Annotated in this window: 13 protein-coding genes and 1 pseudogene; 9 read left to right on the top strand and 5 right to left on the bottom strand. The window is 69.2% G+C overall.

What is annotated here, in order from left to right; translation table 11 throughout:
• Nucleotides 1–538: 538 nt before the first annotated feature.
• Nucleotides 539–667, bottom strand: a pseudogene (locus AAW13_RS47960) (SCO5717 family growth-regulating ATPase); the annotation flags it as partial.
• A gap of 511 nt (nucleotides 668–1,178) precedes the next feature.
• On the opposite strand from AAW13_RS47960, the gene AAW13_RS15320 reads away from it, so the two are divergent.
• Nucleotides 1,179–2,681, top strand: a complete 1,503-nt coding sequence (locus AAW13_RS15320; protein ID WP_046733640.1) for an outer membrane protein assembly factor BamB family protein — start codon at nucleotides 1,179–1,181, stop codon at nucleotides 2,679–2,681.
• A gap of 55 nt (nucleotides 2,682–2,736) precedes the next feature.
• Here AAW13_RS15320 and AAW13_RS15315 read toward each other — a convergent pair whose 3' ends face one another.
• A complete protein-coding gene (locus AAW13_RS15315) occupies nucleotides 2,737–3,030 on the bottom strand; it encodes a DUF397 domain-containing protein (protein WP_071659561.1) in 294 nt (97 codons plus the stop codon).
• A 280-nt stretch (nucleotides 3,031–3,310) separates the two neighbouring features.
• On the opposite strand from AAW13_RS15315, the gene rpsO reads away from it, so the two are divergent.
• From rpsO to AAW13_RS15290, 5 genes are all read left to right on the top strand, one after another.
• Nucleotides 3,311–3,598: a 30S ribosomal protein S15 gene (gene rpsO, locus AAW13_RS15310; RefSeq protein ID WP_030177470.1), complete on the top strand. Its 288-nt coding sequence runs from the start codon at nucleotides 3,311–3,313 to the stop codon at nucleotides 3,596–3,598.
• Between the two features lie 334 nt (nucleotides 3,599–3,932).
• Complete coding sequence (locus AAW13_RS15305; RefSeq protein WP_046733641.1) at nucleotides 3,933–6,155, top strand: polyribonucleotide nucleotidyltransferase; 2,223 nt, start codon at nucleotides 3,933–3,935, stop codon at nucleotides 6,153–6,155.
• Nucleotides 6,152–7,531, top strand: coding sequence for a M16 family metallopeptidase (locus AAW13_RS15300; protein ID WP_046733642.1), 1,380 nt, complete (start codon nucleotides 6,152–6,154; stop codon nucleotides 7,529–7,531). The genes AAW13_RS15305 and AAW13_RS15300 overlap by 4 nt, the downstream gene beginning before the upstream one ends.
• 26 nt (nucleotides 7,532–7,557) lie before the next feature.
• The gene (dapB, locus tag AAW13_RS15295) at nucleotides 7,558–8,310 is read left to right on the top strand and encodes a 4-hydroxy-tetrahydrodipicolinate reductase (protein ID WP_046733643.1); all 753 of its coding nucleotides are present in this window, start codon (nucleotides 7,558–7,560) and stop codon (nucleotides 8,308–8,310) included.
• 16 nt (nucleotides 8,311–8,326) lie between these two features.
• Entirely contained in the window at nucleotides 8,327–8,779 is a 453-nt protein-coding gene (locus AAW13_RS15290) for a tetratricopeptide repeat protein (RefSeq protein ID WP_046733644.1), read from the top strand.
• Between the two features lie 108 nt (nucleotides 8,780–8,887).
• On the opposite strand, the gene AAW13_RS15285 is transcribed toward AAW13_RS15290, so the two are convergent.
• Together AAW13_RS15285 and AAW13_RS15280 are read right to left on the bottom strand one after the other, a co-directional pair.
• The gene (locus AAW13_RS15285; protein ID WP_046733645.1) at nucleotides 8,888–9,442 is read right to left on the bottom strand and encodes a phage holin family protein; all 555 of its coding nucleotides are present in this window, start codon (nucleotides 9,440–9,442) and stop codon (nucleotides 8,888–8,890) included.
• Between the two features lie 90 nt (nucleotides 9,443–9,532).
• On the bottom strand, nucleotides 9,533–9,781 hold the full coding sequence (locus tag AAW13_RS15280) for a hypothetical protein (RefSeq protein ID WP_046733646.1): 249 nt from the start codon (nucleotides 9,779–9,781) through the stop codon (nucleotides 9,533–9,535).
• A 413-nt stretch (nucleotides 9,782–10,194) separates the two neighbouring features.
• Between AAW13_RS15280 and AAW13_RS44170 the strand changes: the two genes are divergently transcribed.
• A complete protein-coding gene (locus AAW13_RS44170) occupies nucleotides 10,195–11,022 on the top strand; it encodes an HNH endonuclease (RefSeq protein WP_167391713.1) in 828 nt (275 codons plus the stop codon).
• 87 nt (nucleotides 11,023–11,109) lie between these two features.
• On the opposite strand, the gene thyX is transcribed toward AAW13_RS44170, so the two are convergent.
• Nucleotides 11,110–11,895, bottom strand: coding sequence for an FAD-dependent thymidylate synthase (gene thyX, locus AAW13_RS15270; protein WP_046733650.1), 786 nt, complete (start codon nucleotides 11,893–11,895; stop codon nucleotides 11,110–11,112).
• A gap of 335 nt (nucleotides 11,896–12,230) precedes the next feature.
• Here thyX and dapA point away from each other — a divergent pair, with 335 nt between their 5' ends.
• Together dapA and AAW13_RS15260 are read left to right on the top strand one after the other, a co-directional pair.
• Nucleotides 12,231–13,130 (top strand): 4-hydroxy-tetrahydrodipicolinate synthase, encoded by a 900-nt coding sequence (dapA, locus tag AAW13_RS15265; protein WP_046733647.1) that lies wholly within the window; start codon nucleotides 12,231–12,233, stop codon nucleotides 13,128–13,130.
• Between the two features lie 160 nt (nucleotides 13,131–13,290).
• Nucleotides 13,291–14,976 (top strand): ribonuclease J, encoded by a 1,686-nt coding sequence (locus AAW13_RS15260; protein WP_046733648.1) that lies wholly within the window; start codon nucleotides 13,291–13,293, stop codon nucleotides 14,974–14,976.
• Nucleotides 14,977–15,332: the final 356 nt, after the last annotated feature.

The raw sequence follows: 15,332 nt of genomic DNA, 5'->3' as shown, positions 1-15,332 counted from the left end.
CGGGCGCGGGGGTGAAGGGCGCCCCCGGCGTTGACACGGGCGCAGGTGTGAACGGCGCTCCGGGAGTTGACGCGGGCGGTGGCGTGAAGGGTGCCCCGGGCGTCGCCGCGGGCGCGGACGAGCGCGGTGCCCCTGGTGCCGGAGCCGCCTGAGCCGCCGAAGGCGTCACGGGCCCGCCGGGATGCGAGGCGGCCGGTGGTGTGAACGGCGCTCCGGGTGTCGCCGCGGGTGGCGGTGTGAACGGCGCACCCGGAGTCGAGGTCGGCGGAGGTGTGTACGGCGCGGTTCCCGGCCCGGACGCCGGGGCGGGCGGAGCCGGCGGCGGGTTGAACGCGACTCCTGGTCCCGGCGTCCGGCCCGCCTGCTGGGCATGCGGAGGAGGCGTCAGCCCGGGGATCGGCGCCCCCGGCGGGAACGGCGAACGAGGGGCACCGGCAGGTGTCGTACCGGCACCGGACGGGGAGCCCGCCCCCGGCCCGCCGGAACTCTCGGCACCGCCGGGGCCCTCGGCGCCGCCGGGACCCCCCGCGGCGTTCTGCGTGTACCAGGCGGGCGGCGCGTAGTCGATCGTGAACTCGCCCGTCATCTCGTTGAGGGACTCCGCGTCGGGCTGGTCGTCGCCGGGTGTGGCCCAGCCCCCGCGGTTCCCGTCCCGATCGCTGCTCACAGTTCCTCCTGGTGTGGTCGAGCACCCTCATGCCGTGCCGGCGCGACGACCGTGTCGTGTCGTTCTCAGCATCCGTATTCGTGTGAGGTAGTCCGATCCACCGGCTCTCCCCCTCGGGGGACCGACGTCGTGTTCACGGTCCTGACGTCGCACCCCCACTCCAAGCCTAATCACCACGAGCCGCACCTCGGCAGGCCCGTCCGCCTCTCGACGGACGTCCACCTGGTCACACCCTGCCCGGAAGTGGTCTGCGCGGCTTTCGAATTGCCGAACAATCGATGAACAAAACGGGCAAGTACCTTCAGTTCGGGCATCAGTTGACGGTTCGCCGGGAGATAGGGTGAGCGGGTGTTCGCGTGAGCACAGCTGAACCGGCCCCGCAAAGCGGGGCATTGCGCGCGGACGCCACGGGGGACGGGGGAGTGCGAGGTGTGCACGGCACATGCCGCGACCTTCCCGGGAGTTCTGCCGTGCGCGTAGCGCGCAGCAGAGAAGGAAGGAACTGTTCGGCGTGAGCTTCGGCCCACCTCCATCCGTCTACACACAGTCCGCGCTGGCCGCCGACGGCGAGCGCCGGAAGCGGCGCAGACGTCTGTCCGGGGTGCTGGCGGCCGCCGTGGCCGTCGCGCTGGCCGTGGGCGGCACGCTGCTGCTGACCGGGGGCGGCGGCACGTCCTCCGGCGCCCCGCGGGCCGCCGCCCCGGCCCCGGACGCGATACGGCAGACCGTCGAGAAGGCTCCGGCCTCGCCCGAGGGGCAGGTGGTGGTCGACCACTACGAGGAGAACCTCCCCAAGGAGAGCGATCCCAGCCCGCGTTACGCCCCCGGCACCTGGGCCACCGGCAAGATCCTGGCCAAGGGCATCGGCACGAAGATCATCGGCGTGCGGATCGAACCCGGCGCCGACGACACGGCCTGGACCCTCCAGCTCGACGGTCACCTCTGCGCCACCACCGGCCACGTGACCGCCGACGGCCGCACGGCGGTCGTGGTGCAGCCCGCCAAGCGCAAGGGCACCAAGGACGCCGGCATCTGCGACGAGGTCGTCTTCCTCGACCTGGACACCGGCAAGAAGCTGTGGACGGCCACGATGCCCTCGGCACGCGAGGCCTACGTCACCAACACGAACCTCACGCTGGCCGAGGGGGTCGTAGCGGTGGCCTGGGGCCATGGTTCGGTGGCGTACGACATGGCGCACGGCAAGCGGCTGTGGAACAGCTCGACCGGCGCCAGGTGCGTCGACAAGGGCTTCGCCGGCGGCGGCGCGCTGCTCGCCCTGGAGAGCTGCGGCGAGGGGACCGACACCACGTACCGGGTGCAGCGGCTCACCCCGCGCACCGGAGAACCCGAGTGGACGTACAAGGTGGCGGCCGGCGTCCAGGACGTCTTCCTGCCCTCCGCCGACCCGCCGGTGCTCGCCGTCGCGGCCGGGGACACCCTCGTCACCGACCTCATCACCCTCGACGGCGACGACGGCGGCAAACTCGCCACCATCTCCATGGGCGGCGACGCCTACGACCCCGAGTGCGGCGACCGCTACTTCTCCGCGGGGTTCTTCGGGGACGTCGAGAACTGCGACGGCGTGGTCGTCGGACCCGACCGGGTCTTCGTCACCAGCAAGGACCAGTCCGAGATCGACCAGCCGGAGAACTGGATCGTCGCTTTCGACCGGAGGACCGGCAGGACCGAGGGCAAGCTCGACGGGCGCTCCCTGGAACCCGTCGTCCCGCTGCGGATGAGCGGTGACCGGCTGCTGGTCCTCCGCGCCAGCCTCAGCGACATCGAGCCGTCCGCCGTGCTCAGCTGGGACCCGCGGACCGGCAGGCAGACGCCGTACCTGCTCTTCGGTCTGCCGTCCGACGAGGAGGGCGAACTCGCCGACCCGACGCAGGCGGACATCGTGGTGGAACAGGGCCGGGTGTTCTTCGCGAAGCGGGAACTCGCCGCCGACGACAAGCACCCGCAGGCCGCGGTGCTCTCCGTGCTCGGCATCGGCGGCGCGGAGACCGGCTGAACCCCCCGCCGGCGGGCGGCACGCGCGCGTGCCGCCCGCCGGCGGGGGCGCCGGGTCACTGCGCGGCGAGGCCGCCGTTGCGCTCCGTCGGCTCCAGGTCGAACTCCCCGTCACGGGCGCCCAGTACGAAGGCCCGCCACTCCGCCTCCGTGTACCGCAGCACGGTGTCCGGGTCGAGCGACGACCGCATCGCCACCGCGCCCTCGGGCAGGTAGGCGATCTCCACCCGCTCCTCGTCCTGCTCGGTACCGGGCGCGCAGTGCCACTCGACGCCCGAGATGTCGAGCGCGTAGAGCTCGTCCCGTTCCCGCTCCTTGCGTGCCTTCGTCTCCTCAGCCGTCTCGCTCATCCCGCGGCGACCCCTTCCCGACGTCCGTAAGCTGTGACCGTCACACTACTGGCGGTCGTACCCGCTCGTCGGGGCCTGTGGACAACGGCCCGGACCCCGGTCGGAGACCGTCACCGGCACTGGTACTCTTGACGACGGCCGTTTGTGTACGCACCCCCGGAGTCCCCCGCGGACCCTGGAGGCAGCGCCCAGCGGATCCCCGCCTCCCGAGTAACGGAAGCTCTCCCGCGATGCAGACCGGGAGCACTCGGTGGCAACACACAGACTACGAGGAGTACGCGTGTCGCTCGACGCCGCTACGAAGAAGCAGATCATCGGCGAGTTCGGTACCAAGGAGGGTGACACCGGCTCCCCCGAGGTCCAGGTCGCTCTGCTCTCCCGTCGGATCTCCGACCTGACCGAGCACCTCAAGACCCACAAGCACGACCACCACTCCCGTCGTGGTCTGCTGATCCTGGTCGGTCAGCGCCGTCGCCTGCTTCAGTACCTGGCGAAGAAGGACATCCAGCGCTTCCGTGCGCTGGTCGACCGCCTGGGCATCCGCCGCGGTGCGGCGGGCGCCAAGTAAGACGCCATGAAGGGAGCGGTTCCCGGAGAGAAACCCGGGGCCGCTCCCTTTGCCGTACGTACGGAAACGTGCGGAGTGTCACTCACGCTTTGTAGTGTGGTAGCACAACGCAATACGCACGACACAGCACGAACAAGGAACGACGAACAAGGAGAGGCGCACCCAAGCCGCCGCCGGTCCTCGGTAGTGGCCCCCGGGGGGAAGCGAGCCCCGGGTGCTTCGATCGAAGACCGGCCCGCACAGCACGGCGCGCTTCTCCGCAACCGTCCCACTGCCACACGGGCAGACCGGGACAAAAGACGTAACGCAGACGAAAGTAACGGAGAAAACGCTAGTGGAGAACGAGACCCACTACGCCGAGGCAGTCATCGACAACGGCGCCTTCGGTACCCGCACCATCCGCTTCGAGACGGGCCGCCTGGCCAAGCAGGCCGCCGGCTCCGCCGTGGCGTACCTGGACGACGACACCATGGTGCTGTCGGCCACCACCGCCTCCAAGAACCCCAAGGACCAGCTCGACTTCTTCCCCCTCACGGTGGACGTCGAGGAGCGGATGTACGCCGCCGGCAAGATCCCGGGTTCCTTCTTCCGCCGTGAGGGCCGGCCGAGCGAGGACGCGATCCTCACCTGCCGTCTGATCGACCGCCCGCTGCGCCCGTCCTTCAAGAAGGGCCTGCGCAACGAGATCCAGGTCGTCGCCACCATCATGGCGCTCAACCCCGACCACCTGTACGACGTCGTCGCGATCAACGCCGCGTCCGCGTCCACCCAGCTGGCCGGCCTGCCCTTCTCCGGCCCGATCGGCGGCGTCCGCGTCGCGCTGATCAACGGCCAGTGGGTCGCCTTCCCGACGCACTCCGAGCTCGAGGACGCCGTCTTCGACATGGTGGTCGCCGGTCGCGCCCTGGAGGACGGCGACGTCGCGATCATGATGGTCGAGGCCGAGGCCACCGACAAGACCATCCAGCTGGTCAAGGGCGGCGCCGAGGCGCCCACCGAGGAGGTCGTCGCCGCCGGTCTGGAGGCCGCGAAGCCCTTCATCAAGGTCCTCTGCAAGGCGCAGGCCGACCTCGCCGCGAAGGCCGCCAAGCCGACCGGCGAGTTCCCGATCTTCCTCGACTACCAGGACGACGTCCTGGAGGCGCTGTCCGCCGCCGTCCGCCCGGAGCTGGCCTCCGCGCTGACCATCGCGGGCAAGCAGGAGCGCGAGGCCGAGCTGGACCGCGTCAAGGGTCTGGCCGCCGAGAAGCTGCTCCCGGAGTTCGAGGGCCGCGAGAAGGAGATCTCCGCCGCGTACCGCTCGCTCACCAAGCAGCTGGTCCGCGAGCGCGTGATCAAGGAGAAGAAGCGCATCGACGGCCGCGGTGTCACGGACATCCGCACGCTCGCCGCCGAGGTCGAGGCCATCCCGCGGGTGCACGGTTCCGCGGTGTTCGAGCGTGGCGAGACCCAGATCCTGGGCGTCACCACCCTCAACATGCTCCGGATGGAGCAGCAGCTGGACACCCTCTCCCCGGTGACCCGCAAGCGCTACATGCACAACTACAACTTCCCGCCGTACTCCACCGGCGAGACCGGCCGCGTCGGCTCCCCGAAGCGCCGCGAGATCGGCCACGGCGCCCTCGCCGAGCGCGCCCTCGTGCCGGTCCTGCCGACGCGCGAGGAGTTCCCCTACGCGATCCGCCAGGTCTCCGAGGCCCTGAGCTCCAACGGCTCGACGTCCATGGGCTCGGTCTGCGCCTCCACCATGTCGCTGCTGAACGCCGGTGTGCCGCTGAAGGCCCCCGTCGCCGGTATCGCCATGGGCCTGATCTCCCAGGACATCGACGGCGAGACGCACTACGTCACCCTCACCGACATCCTCGGTGCGGAGGACGCCTTCGGTGACATGGACTTCAAGGTCGCCGGCACCAAGGAGTTCGTGACCGCCCTCCAGCTCGACACCAAGCTGGACGGCATCCCGGCCTCCGTCCTGGCCGCCGCGCTGAAGCAGGCCCGGGACGCCCGCCTCCACATCCTCGACGTGATGATGGAAGCGATCGACAAGCCGGACGAGATGTCCCCGAACGCCCCGCGGATCATCACCGTCAAGATCCCCGTGGACAAGATCGGCGAGGTCATCGGCCCCAAGGGCAAGATGATCAACCAGATCCAGGAGGACACCGGCGCCGAGATCACCATCGAGGACGACGGCACCATCTACATCGGTGCCGCCGACGGCCCGTCCGCCGAGGCCGCCCGTACGACCATCAACGGCATCGCCAACCCGACGATGCCCGAGGTCGGCGAGCGCTACCTGGGCACGGTCGTGAAGACGACGACGTTCGGCGCCTTCGTCTCCCTCCTCCCCGGCAAGGACGGTCTGCTGCACATCTCGCAGATCCGCAAGCTGGCCGGCGGCAAGCGCGTGGAGAACGTCGAGGACGTCCTCGGTGTGGGCCAGAAGGTCCAGGTCGAGATCGCCGAGATCGACTCCCGCGGCAAGCTCTCCCTCGTCCCCGTGATCGAGGGCGAGGAAGGTTCCTCCGAGGACGCGAAGGACGACACCGACAAGTGACGTCGAGCAGCTCCACGGCGACGGCCCGCACCTCCTCGGAGGCGCGGGCCGTCGCCCGTACCCAAACCCTGATCAAGGGCGAGAACGGCATCGGCACGGTCCGCAAGACCACCCTCCCCGGCGGCCTGCGCATCGTCACCGAGACCCTGCCCTCGGTCCGCTCCGCGACCTTCGGCATCTGGGCCAACGTCGGCTCCCGCGACGAGACCCCCGCCCTGAACGGCGCCACGCACTACCTGGAGCACCTGCTCTTCAAGGGCACCGCGCGCCGCTCCGCCCTGGACATCTCCGCCGCCGTCGACGCCGTCGGCGGCGAGATGAACGCGTTCACGGCGAAGGAGTACACGTGCTACTACGCACGCGTGCTCGACACCGACCTGCCGCTCGCCATAGACGTCGTCTGCGACATGCTGACCGGCTCGCTCATCCGCGAAGAGGACGTGAACGTCGAGCGCGGCGCGATCCTCGAAGAGATCGCCATGACCGAGGACGACCCCGGCGACTGCGTGCACGACCTGTTCGCGCACACCATGTTCGGCGACAACGCCCTCGGCCGCCCGGTCCTCGGCACCGTCGACACCGTCAACGCCCTCACCGCCGACCGCATCCGCCGCTTCTACAAGAAGCACTACGACCCCACCCACCTGGTGGTCGCCGCGGCCGGCAACGTCGACCACAACAAGGTCGTACGACAGGTCCGCGCCGCCTTCGAGAAGGCCGGCGCCTTCAGGACGGCGGCGGCCGCCCCCGTCGCCCCGCGCGACGGCAGCCGTACGATCCGCACCGCGGGCCGCGTCGAACTCCTCGGCCGCAAGACCGAGCAGGCACACGTGGTCCTCGGCATGCCCGGACTCGCCCGCACCGACGACCGCCGCTGGGCACTCGGCGTCCTCAACACCGCCCTCGGCGGCGGCATGTCCTCCCGGCTCTTCCAGGAGGTCCGCGAGAAGCGCGGCCTGGCCTACAGCGTGTACTCCTACACCTCGGGCTTCGCCGACTGCGGCCTGTTCGGCGTCTACGCCGGCTGCCGTCCCTCGCAGGTCCACGACGTCCTCAAGATCTGCCGGGACGAACTCGACCAGGTCGCCGAGCACGGTCTGCCGGACGAGGAGATAGGGCGTGCCATCGGCCAGCTCCGGGGCTCCACGGTGCTCGGCCTGGAGGACACCGGCGCGCTGATGAACCGCATCGGCAAGAGCGAGCTGTGCTGGGGCGAGCAGATGTCCGTCGACGACATGCTGGCCCGGATAGCGGCCGTGACCCCGGACGAGGTCCGCTCCGTCGCCCGCGACATCCTGGGACAGCGCCCGTCGCTGTCGGTCATCGGCCCGCTGAAGGACAAACAGGCCGCACGCCTGCACGACGCCGTCGCCTGACACACCACCGGTAAGGAACGAAGAAGATGAGCAAGCTGCGCGTGGCGGTCCTCGGCGCCAAGGGCCGGATCGGCTCCGAGGCCGTCAAGGCGGTCGAGGCCGCCGAGGACCTGGAGCTGGTCGCCGCCCTCGGCCGGGGCGACAAGCTGGAGGTGCTGGAGGCGTCCGGCGCCCAGGTCGCCGTCGAACTCACCACCCCCGCCTCGGTGATGGGCAACCTCGACTTCTGCGTACGCCACGGCATCCACGCCGTCGTCGGCACGACGGGCTGGACCGACGAACGCCTCGCGCAGCTGAAGGGCTGGCTCGCCCAGTCCCCGGAGACCGGCGTGCTCATCGCCCCGAACTTCTCCATCGGCGCCGTGCTGACGATGAAGTTCGCGCAGATCGCCGCCCCGTACTTCGAGTCGGTGGAGGTCGTCGAACTCCACCACCCGAACAAGGTCGACGCCCCCTCCGGCACCGCCACCCGCACGGCCCAGCTCATCGCCGAGGCCCGTGCCAAGGCCGGCACCGCGCCCGCCCCGGACGCCACGCTCACGGCCCTGGACGGCGCACGGGGAGCCAGCGTCGACGGCGTTCCGGTCCACGCGATCCGCCTCCGCGGCCTCCTCGCCCACCAGGAGGTCCTGCTGGGCGGCGAGGGCGAGACCCTCACCGTCCGCCACGACTCCCTCCACCACAGCAGCTTCATGCCGGGCATCCTGCTCGGCGCCCGCCGCGTGGTCACGACTCCCGGCCTGACCTTCGGCCTGGAGAACTTCCTCGACCTGGGCTGATACGAGACCACCTGACATGCGCGCGAAGATCTCCTACACCGTCACGGCCGCCGTCCTGGTGTTCTACTTCGTCCTGGTCGGCAGCCGGGGCGTGATGCTCATCCAGACCGGCACGCTCCTCACCGTCACCTTCGGCGTGGCGGTGCTCATCCTGCCGGTCATCGGCCTGTGGTTCCTGTGGAAGAACACCCAGTTCGTCCGCAAGGCCAACGCCCTCGCCACCGAACTGGACGCCGAGGGCGGCCTGCCCATGGACGAGCTCAAGCGCACGCCCGGCGGCCGCATCGACCGGGACTCGGCCGACGAGGTCTTCGCCAAGCGCAAGGCCGAGACCGAGGCCGCCCCCGACGACTGGCGCAGCTGGTTCCGGCTCGCCGTCGCCTACCACGACGCCCGCGACACCCCGCGCGCCCGCAAGGCGATGCAACGCGCCATCGCCCTGCACGACGGCAAGCCGGTCGGAGCCTGAGCCCCACGGCGCACGAGCCGACGAGCACCAGCCGACGAGGACGAAGCGAAGGGGCCGGTCCGCACACCGCGGACCGGCCCCTTCCTCATGCCTCACGCGCCCACGCGCTCAGCTCCGCCGGTACTCGGCCGCCCACGCCTCCACGACATCCGCCGCACGGTCGAAGGCCGAGGACCGGCCCACGAAGTCCATCCCGTGCGTGGTCAGCAGCGGAGCCGTGTCATCGGCCGGCCGGTCCTTCCGTACGAGCGTCAGCGCCTGCCCCTGCACCGTGCGCGGCAGCCCCAGCCAGCGCACCGGCTGCTGCGCCGTGCGCACCGAGACGACCCGATTCCACGGCACCGTCCGCGTGTACAGCAGACTCACCTTTCGCACCCCGCGCGAACTCACCCACACGCCCATGCGCAGTATCCGCAGCGCGGCCGCGATGATCAGCAACGCGACGCAGAGCACCACGGCGGCGGAGGAGAGCGAGTCGGTCAGCGCCAGCGCGACCGCCGCGAACAGCACGAACGAGGCGAGCAGCAGCCACAGGGCGGCCCCGCCCACCCGCCAGGGACCGGGCCGGTAGGGGCGCCGCCAGCGCTCGCGGTCGTCGTACGGCAGCGCGCTGTCGGGTGCCGCGTCGAAGGTGCGGTCGGCCGTCAGGAAGGGCAGGGGCACGGCTGGTCCTCACTCAATCCATGCGTGGGCTGTGCCCGGTGAGGCTATCCGGCCGTGTCCCCGCCCACCACTCACGGGGGTCCGGAAGGGTCAGTGCCCCTGGGAGTGCCCCTGAGAGGCCTGTGACTGCTGGGTCTGCGTACTGGACGGCGTGGACAGCGCCGGCACGCCCAGGACCAGGGCACCCACCAGCCCGGCCACCAGGGTGAGCCCGAGCAGCCACCGCCCGGCTATCTGACTCACGGACGACCGCTGGCGGGGCGGCGGAGCGACATTGCTGCGGAACCTGTCGGTCTCGGCGAGGAAGGCGAACGGGACGGGTTCACGCCTGCTGAACATCGGGGGTGTCTCCTCTCGGGGACGGGGGGCGGGAGGGATCGAACGAATCGCTCTCACCGACACAGACGAGCGAACGAAGCGATAGGTGCCCGGTTGCCCCGAATTCACAGAACTTCACCGAAGTTCGGTGAAGATGTCGCACCCAACCACCGAACGTCCCGGTTGTCAGTGGGGCGCTTTAGGGTCTTGAGTCCATTTGGGTGATCAGGAGGAAGCGGAAAGTGAGCGGTGGCATGGGCGCACGGTCCGGGGAAGCCACGGGGCCCAAGCCCGCAGAGGGGGCCGTGTGCCCGGGTGGGCGACTTACAGGTGCCACGGAGATCACTCTGGCGAATCCGAAGGGGGATTTACGCCGACGTCAGTTGGGAGAGCTGCATCGTCTCTGGCATCAAGGTGTCAGAGACTCCGACCCGGTGGCCAAGGGCGGCGTACAACGACATGGCGGCACCGGCAAGTGGCAGGCGCAGGTCAAATTCAGGGGGAAGGTGCAGTGGCTGGGGCTGCATGAGGAGCGCGAAGCGGCCGAGCGGGCGGTCGCGGAGTTCCGGGCAAGGAACCCGAACCACCGTCAGCGGCTGCTGGCGTCAGTACGTCGCAACCACGCTCGGTCCTACTGCGAACGGACACTGCTGGCGGAGCGCGCCCGGATCGTAGATGTCCGAGCAGCGGGTGTGGAGCCTGTTCTTCGCCTTGCCACGGACAACGGGAGGCTGCTCAGGTGCGGAGCCGGCAGTGGGATCTTGACCCCGGAGGGCTGGTGCAGAGCGGAGGATCTGGCCGTCGGCGCCCGCGTCATGGTGGCGGGCAAGGTCCCGCGGCCTTCGGAGGCCGCGATCCCTCCCAGCCTGCGCCGAGGAATCGGAGTCTGGACCTCGATGCAACGGAGCCGCCTGATCAGGCCCTTGGGTGCCTGCTACGTGTGTGGCCTGTCTTTTCCCAGGACGGAGCTGGAGTTGGACCACGTCGTTCCTGTGGTCCTTGACCTGTCGAAAGCGCTGGACGAGCGCAACCTGTCTCCGATCTGTGCGCCATGCCACGCGGTGAAGAACGCCGAGGAGCAGAGGCTTGCCCGGCGGGCGGGGATGATCGCTGCCGCCAGGCCGCAGACCGTCGTGATGATCGCGAGCGACGGCGTCGAGCAGACGTATGAGGTGGTCGTGGAGGAGCCTGCTTCGAATCTTCTGGCCGACGGAATTGTGTTGAAGGGAGCCTCTCGGGAGAAGCCGGCGGCGTCTCGTTGAGCCTTGCCGCACAAGACGGCCGGGCTCGTCCAGCACGATCGTGCTGGACGAGCCCGGCCGTCTTGTGCGGTGGAACGGGACCTGGCGTCAGACCTTCCGCCAGCCCGGGATCCAGGCGCCGTCCTCGACCGTGTAGTCACCGAAGAGCGCCGGGGCCTCCTTGACCATCAGCTCGCCCACCTTTCCGAAGATGAGGCGGATCTCTTCCTCGGCCCCGGCCGCCGTGCGGTTCTCGATCACATGCCTCAGGGTGCGCACGTTCGCGCTCCAGACCAGACCCGTTCCCAGACCCTCGGGCGCGAACCTGCGCATGAAGGAGGTCTTGGCCTTCTTCTCGCCGAAGGGCACACCCTCCTCGTCCAGGCCGAAGTGGTCCGCCATCCAGAGCTGGAAGTTCTCCATCTCCTTCAGGAGTCCTTCGGCGCGAGACATGAGTTCCGCATCCTGCTGGGCCCACTCGGGAAACCAGAACGGCAGGTCATCCAGACGCACAAAGCGCAGCGACTCCTGGGACACCGCAACACCCGCCCGGTGGCGTACCAACTCGTGGGTGGCGACGCGGCTGACGTTGTGCAGGATGAAGTTGAAGGTGACGTGCTCCAGAACCGATCCGTGGGCGCTGGCCAGGATGTTCTTGAGGTACTTCTCCTGGTCCGCGCGGATACGCGTGACGTTCGGGTTGAGGCCGGGCTCCCAGGAGCGGTAGCAGATGCGGCCGGCGAACTCAGCGAGGTTCTGTGCGTCGTCCAGCTCACCGCGGTCGACGCGCTCCAGCCACTTCTCTCCGCCGACATCCTGCAGGTACGCCGCGATCTCGTCGTAGTCGAGCTCCGGGCGGCCGATGAGATGCACCTGTGGTTCGACCGCGTGCATGGTGATCACTCCAGTTCAGAATGGGGCAGAGAGGCGCAATCCTCCCACGTCGACGCCGTTGCGCCTGGCTGAGGGGCCGGGCAGCGGTTGCACCGCTTCGGCGCCGGAGTCTCATCGTAGGCGCAAGGCTCGGGCGCCTCCGCTTGGCACGTCAGTGCGGATCAGCCTCGTGAGGTGTCCGTATTGCGGCATTTAGAGAAGTTCATCTAGCCTGATCAAACGGACCCGGCACTGCTTGAACCCCCGAGCAGGCAGTGCCGGGCTCCGCATTTGTCCGGACTTTCCCCGCACCCCGAGGGCAGACCGCGCCGTGAGCACCGAGTAGCGTGTAACCCATGGCTCCGACCTCCACTCCGCAGACCCCCTTCGGGCGGGTCCTCACCGCCATGGTCACGCCCTTCACGGCGGACGGCGCGCTCGACCTCGACGGCGCGCAGCGGCTTGCCACCCACCTGGTGGACGCAGGCAACGACGGCCTGATCATCAACGGGACCACCGGCGAGTCCCCCACCACCAGCGACGCGGAGAAAGCGGACCTCGTACGAGCCGTACTGGAGGCGGTCGGCGACCGTGCCCACGTCGTCGCCGGCGTCGGCACCAACGACACCCAGCACAGCATCGAGCTGGCCCGCCAGGCCGAGCGCGTCGGAGCCCACGGCCTGCTGGTCGTCACGCCGTACTACAACAAGCCCCCGCAGGAGGGCCTGTACCGGCACTTCACGACGGTCGCCGACGCCGCCGGGCTGCCCGTGATGCTCTACGACATCCCGGGCCGCAGCGGTGTGCCCATCAACACCGAGACGTTCGTCCGTCTCGCCGAGCACCCGAGGATCGTCGCCAACAAGGACGCCAAGGGCGACCTCGGCCGCGCCAGCTGGGCCATCGCCCAGTCCGGCCTCGCCTGGTACTCCGGCGACGACATGCTCAACCTGCCGCTGCTCTCCGTCGGCGCCGTCGGCTTCGTCTCGGTCGTCGGCCACGTGGTCACCCCCGATCTCAGGACCCTCGTCGACGCCTTCGTCGCGGGCGACGTCCAGAAGGCGGCGGAGATCCACCAGAAGCTGCTCCCGGTCTACACCGGCATGTTCCGCACCCAGGGCGTCATGACGACCAAGGCCGCGCTCGCCCTCCAGGGACTGCCCTCCGGACCGCTGCGCGCCCCGATGGTCGAATGTTCGGCCGAGGAGATCGCCCAGCTCAAGATCGATCTTGCTGCCGGCGGGGTACAGCTCTGACAACAGACTTTGCGCGGCCGTCCGCGCAGCAAGGCTTCACAACTGAATAAGCGGGACCACCGGTGTGCCCGCACCCCACACAACGACAACTGCTTATGCACGAACGTCACGCACGCCACGTGCCCGACCGGTACGTGGCGTGCGTGGTGAGGAGAGTCTTTTGAGTCATCCGCATCCTGAACTCGCCCCGCCGCCGAAGCTCCCCGAAGGCGCCCTGCGGGTCACCCCGCTCGGCGGACTCGGTGAGATCGGCCGAAACATGACCGTCTTCGAGTACGGCGGCCGCCTGCTGATCGTCGACTGCGGAGTGCTCTTCCCCGAGGAGGAGCAGCCCGGAATCGACCTGATCCTGCCGGACTTCTCGTCCATCCGGGACCGCCTCGACGACATCGAGGGCATCGTCCTCACCCATGGCCACGAGGACCACATCGGCGGCGTCCCCTTCCTGCTCCGCGAGAAGCCGGACATCCCGCTGATCGGCTCCAAGCTGACCCTCGCCCTCATCGAGGCGAAGCTCCAGGAGCACCGCATCCGCCCCTACACCCTGGAAGTGGCCGAGGGCCAGCGCGAACGCGTCGGACCCTTCGACTGCGAGTTCGTCGCCGTCAACCACTCCATCCCCGACGCCCTCGCGGTCGCCATCCGCACCCCCGCCGGCATGGTCGTCCACACCGGCGACTTCAAGATGGACCAGCTTCCGCTGGACAACCGTCTGACCGATCTGCACGCGTTCGCACGGCTCAGCGAGGAGGGCATCGACCTGCTCCTCGCCGACTCTACGAACGCCGAGGTACCGGGCTTCGTCCCGCCCGAGCGTGACATCTCCAACGTGCTGCGCCAGGTCTTCGCCGGTGCCCGCAAGCGGATCATCGTGGCGAGTTTCGCCAGTCACGTCCACCGGATCCAGCAGATTCTGGACGCGGCGCACGAGTACGGCCGCCGGGTCGCCTTCGTCGGCCGTTCCATGGTCCGGAACATGGGCATCGCGCGGGACCTCGGCTACCTGAAGGTTCCGCCGGGTCTGGTCGTGGACGTCAAGACGCTCGACGACCTGCCCGACCACGATGTGGTCCTGGTCTGCACGGGCTCCCAGGGGGAGCCGATGGCGGCCCTGTCCCGGATGGCCAACCGCGACCACCAGATCCGCATCGTCGACGGCGACACGGTCATCCTGGCCTCGTCCCTCATCCCGGGGAACGAGAACGCGGTCTACCGCGTCATCAACGGCCTGACCCGCTGGGGCGCCAACGTCGTCCACAAGGGCAACGCCAAGGTGCACGTCTCCGGGCACGCCTCGGCGGGCGAGCTGCTGTACTTCTACAACATCTGCCGCCCGAAGAACCTGATGCCGGTCCACGGCGAGTGGCGGCACCTGCGCGCCAACGCGGAGCTCGGCGCCCTCACCGGTGTCCCGCACGACCGGATCGTCATCGCCGAGGACGGTGTCGTCGTCGATCTCGTCGCGGGCAAGGCCAAGATCGCCGGCAAGGTCCAGGCGGGCTACGTGTACGTCGACGGCCTCTCGGTCGGGGACGTCGGCGAGCCGGCCCTGAAGGACCGGAAGATCCTCGGCGACGAGGGCATCATCTCGGTCTTCGTGGTCGTCGACTCCTCCACGGGCAAGATCACGGGCGGGCCCCATGTGCAGGCTCGTGGCTCCGGCATCGAAGACTCCGCCTTCTCGGCCGTCCTGCCGAAGATCTCGGAGGTCCTGGAACGCTCGGCCCAGGACGGGGTGGTGGAGCCCCACCAGCTACAGCAACTCATCCGCCGGACCCTCGGCAAGTGGGTCTCGGACACCTATCGGCGCAGGCCGATGATCCTCCCGGTGGTCGTGGAGGTCTGACCGAACCGGAGCGGGGTCCCTCGATTTGCGTCGAGGGACCCCGCTCCAGTACGTTTACGGCTCTGCCCGACCGGGAACCCCAGTGCTTCATGGACTGGATCCGGTTGCCCCGGACCGGGTGGAAATTCCGACTCAGAACTTCTGATAAAGTCGGAACCGCCGGAAAGGGAAACGCGAGAGCGGAAACCTGGAAAGCACCGAGGAAATCGGATCGAGAAAAGATCTGATAGAGTCGGAAACGCAAGACCGAAGGGAAGCCCGGAGGAAAGCCCGAGAGGGTGAGTACAAAGGAAGCGACCGTTCCTTGAGAACTCAACAGCGTGCCAAAGTCAACGCCAGATATGTTGATACCCCGT

Origin of the sequence: Streptomyces humi (assembly GCF_001005085.2) — a bacterium.
GTDB classification, from domain to species: domain Bacteria; phylum Actinomycetota; class Actinomycetes; order Streptomycetales; family Streptomycetaceae; genus Streptomyces; species Streptomyces humi.
This window is presented reverse-complemented; position numbering and strand designations above follow the sequence as displayed.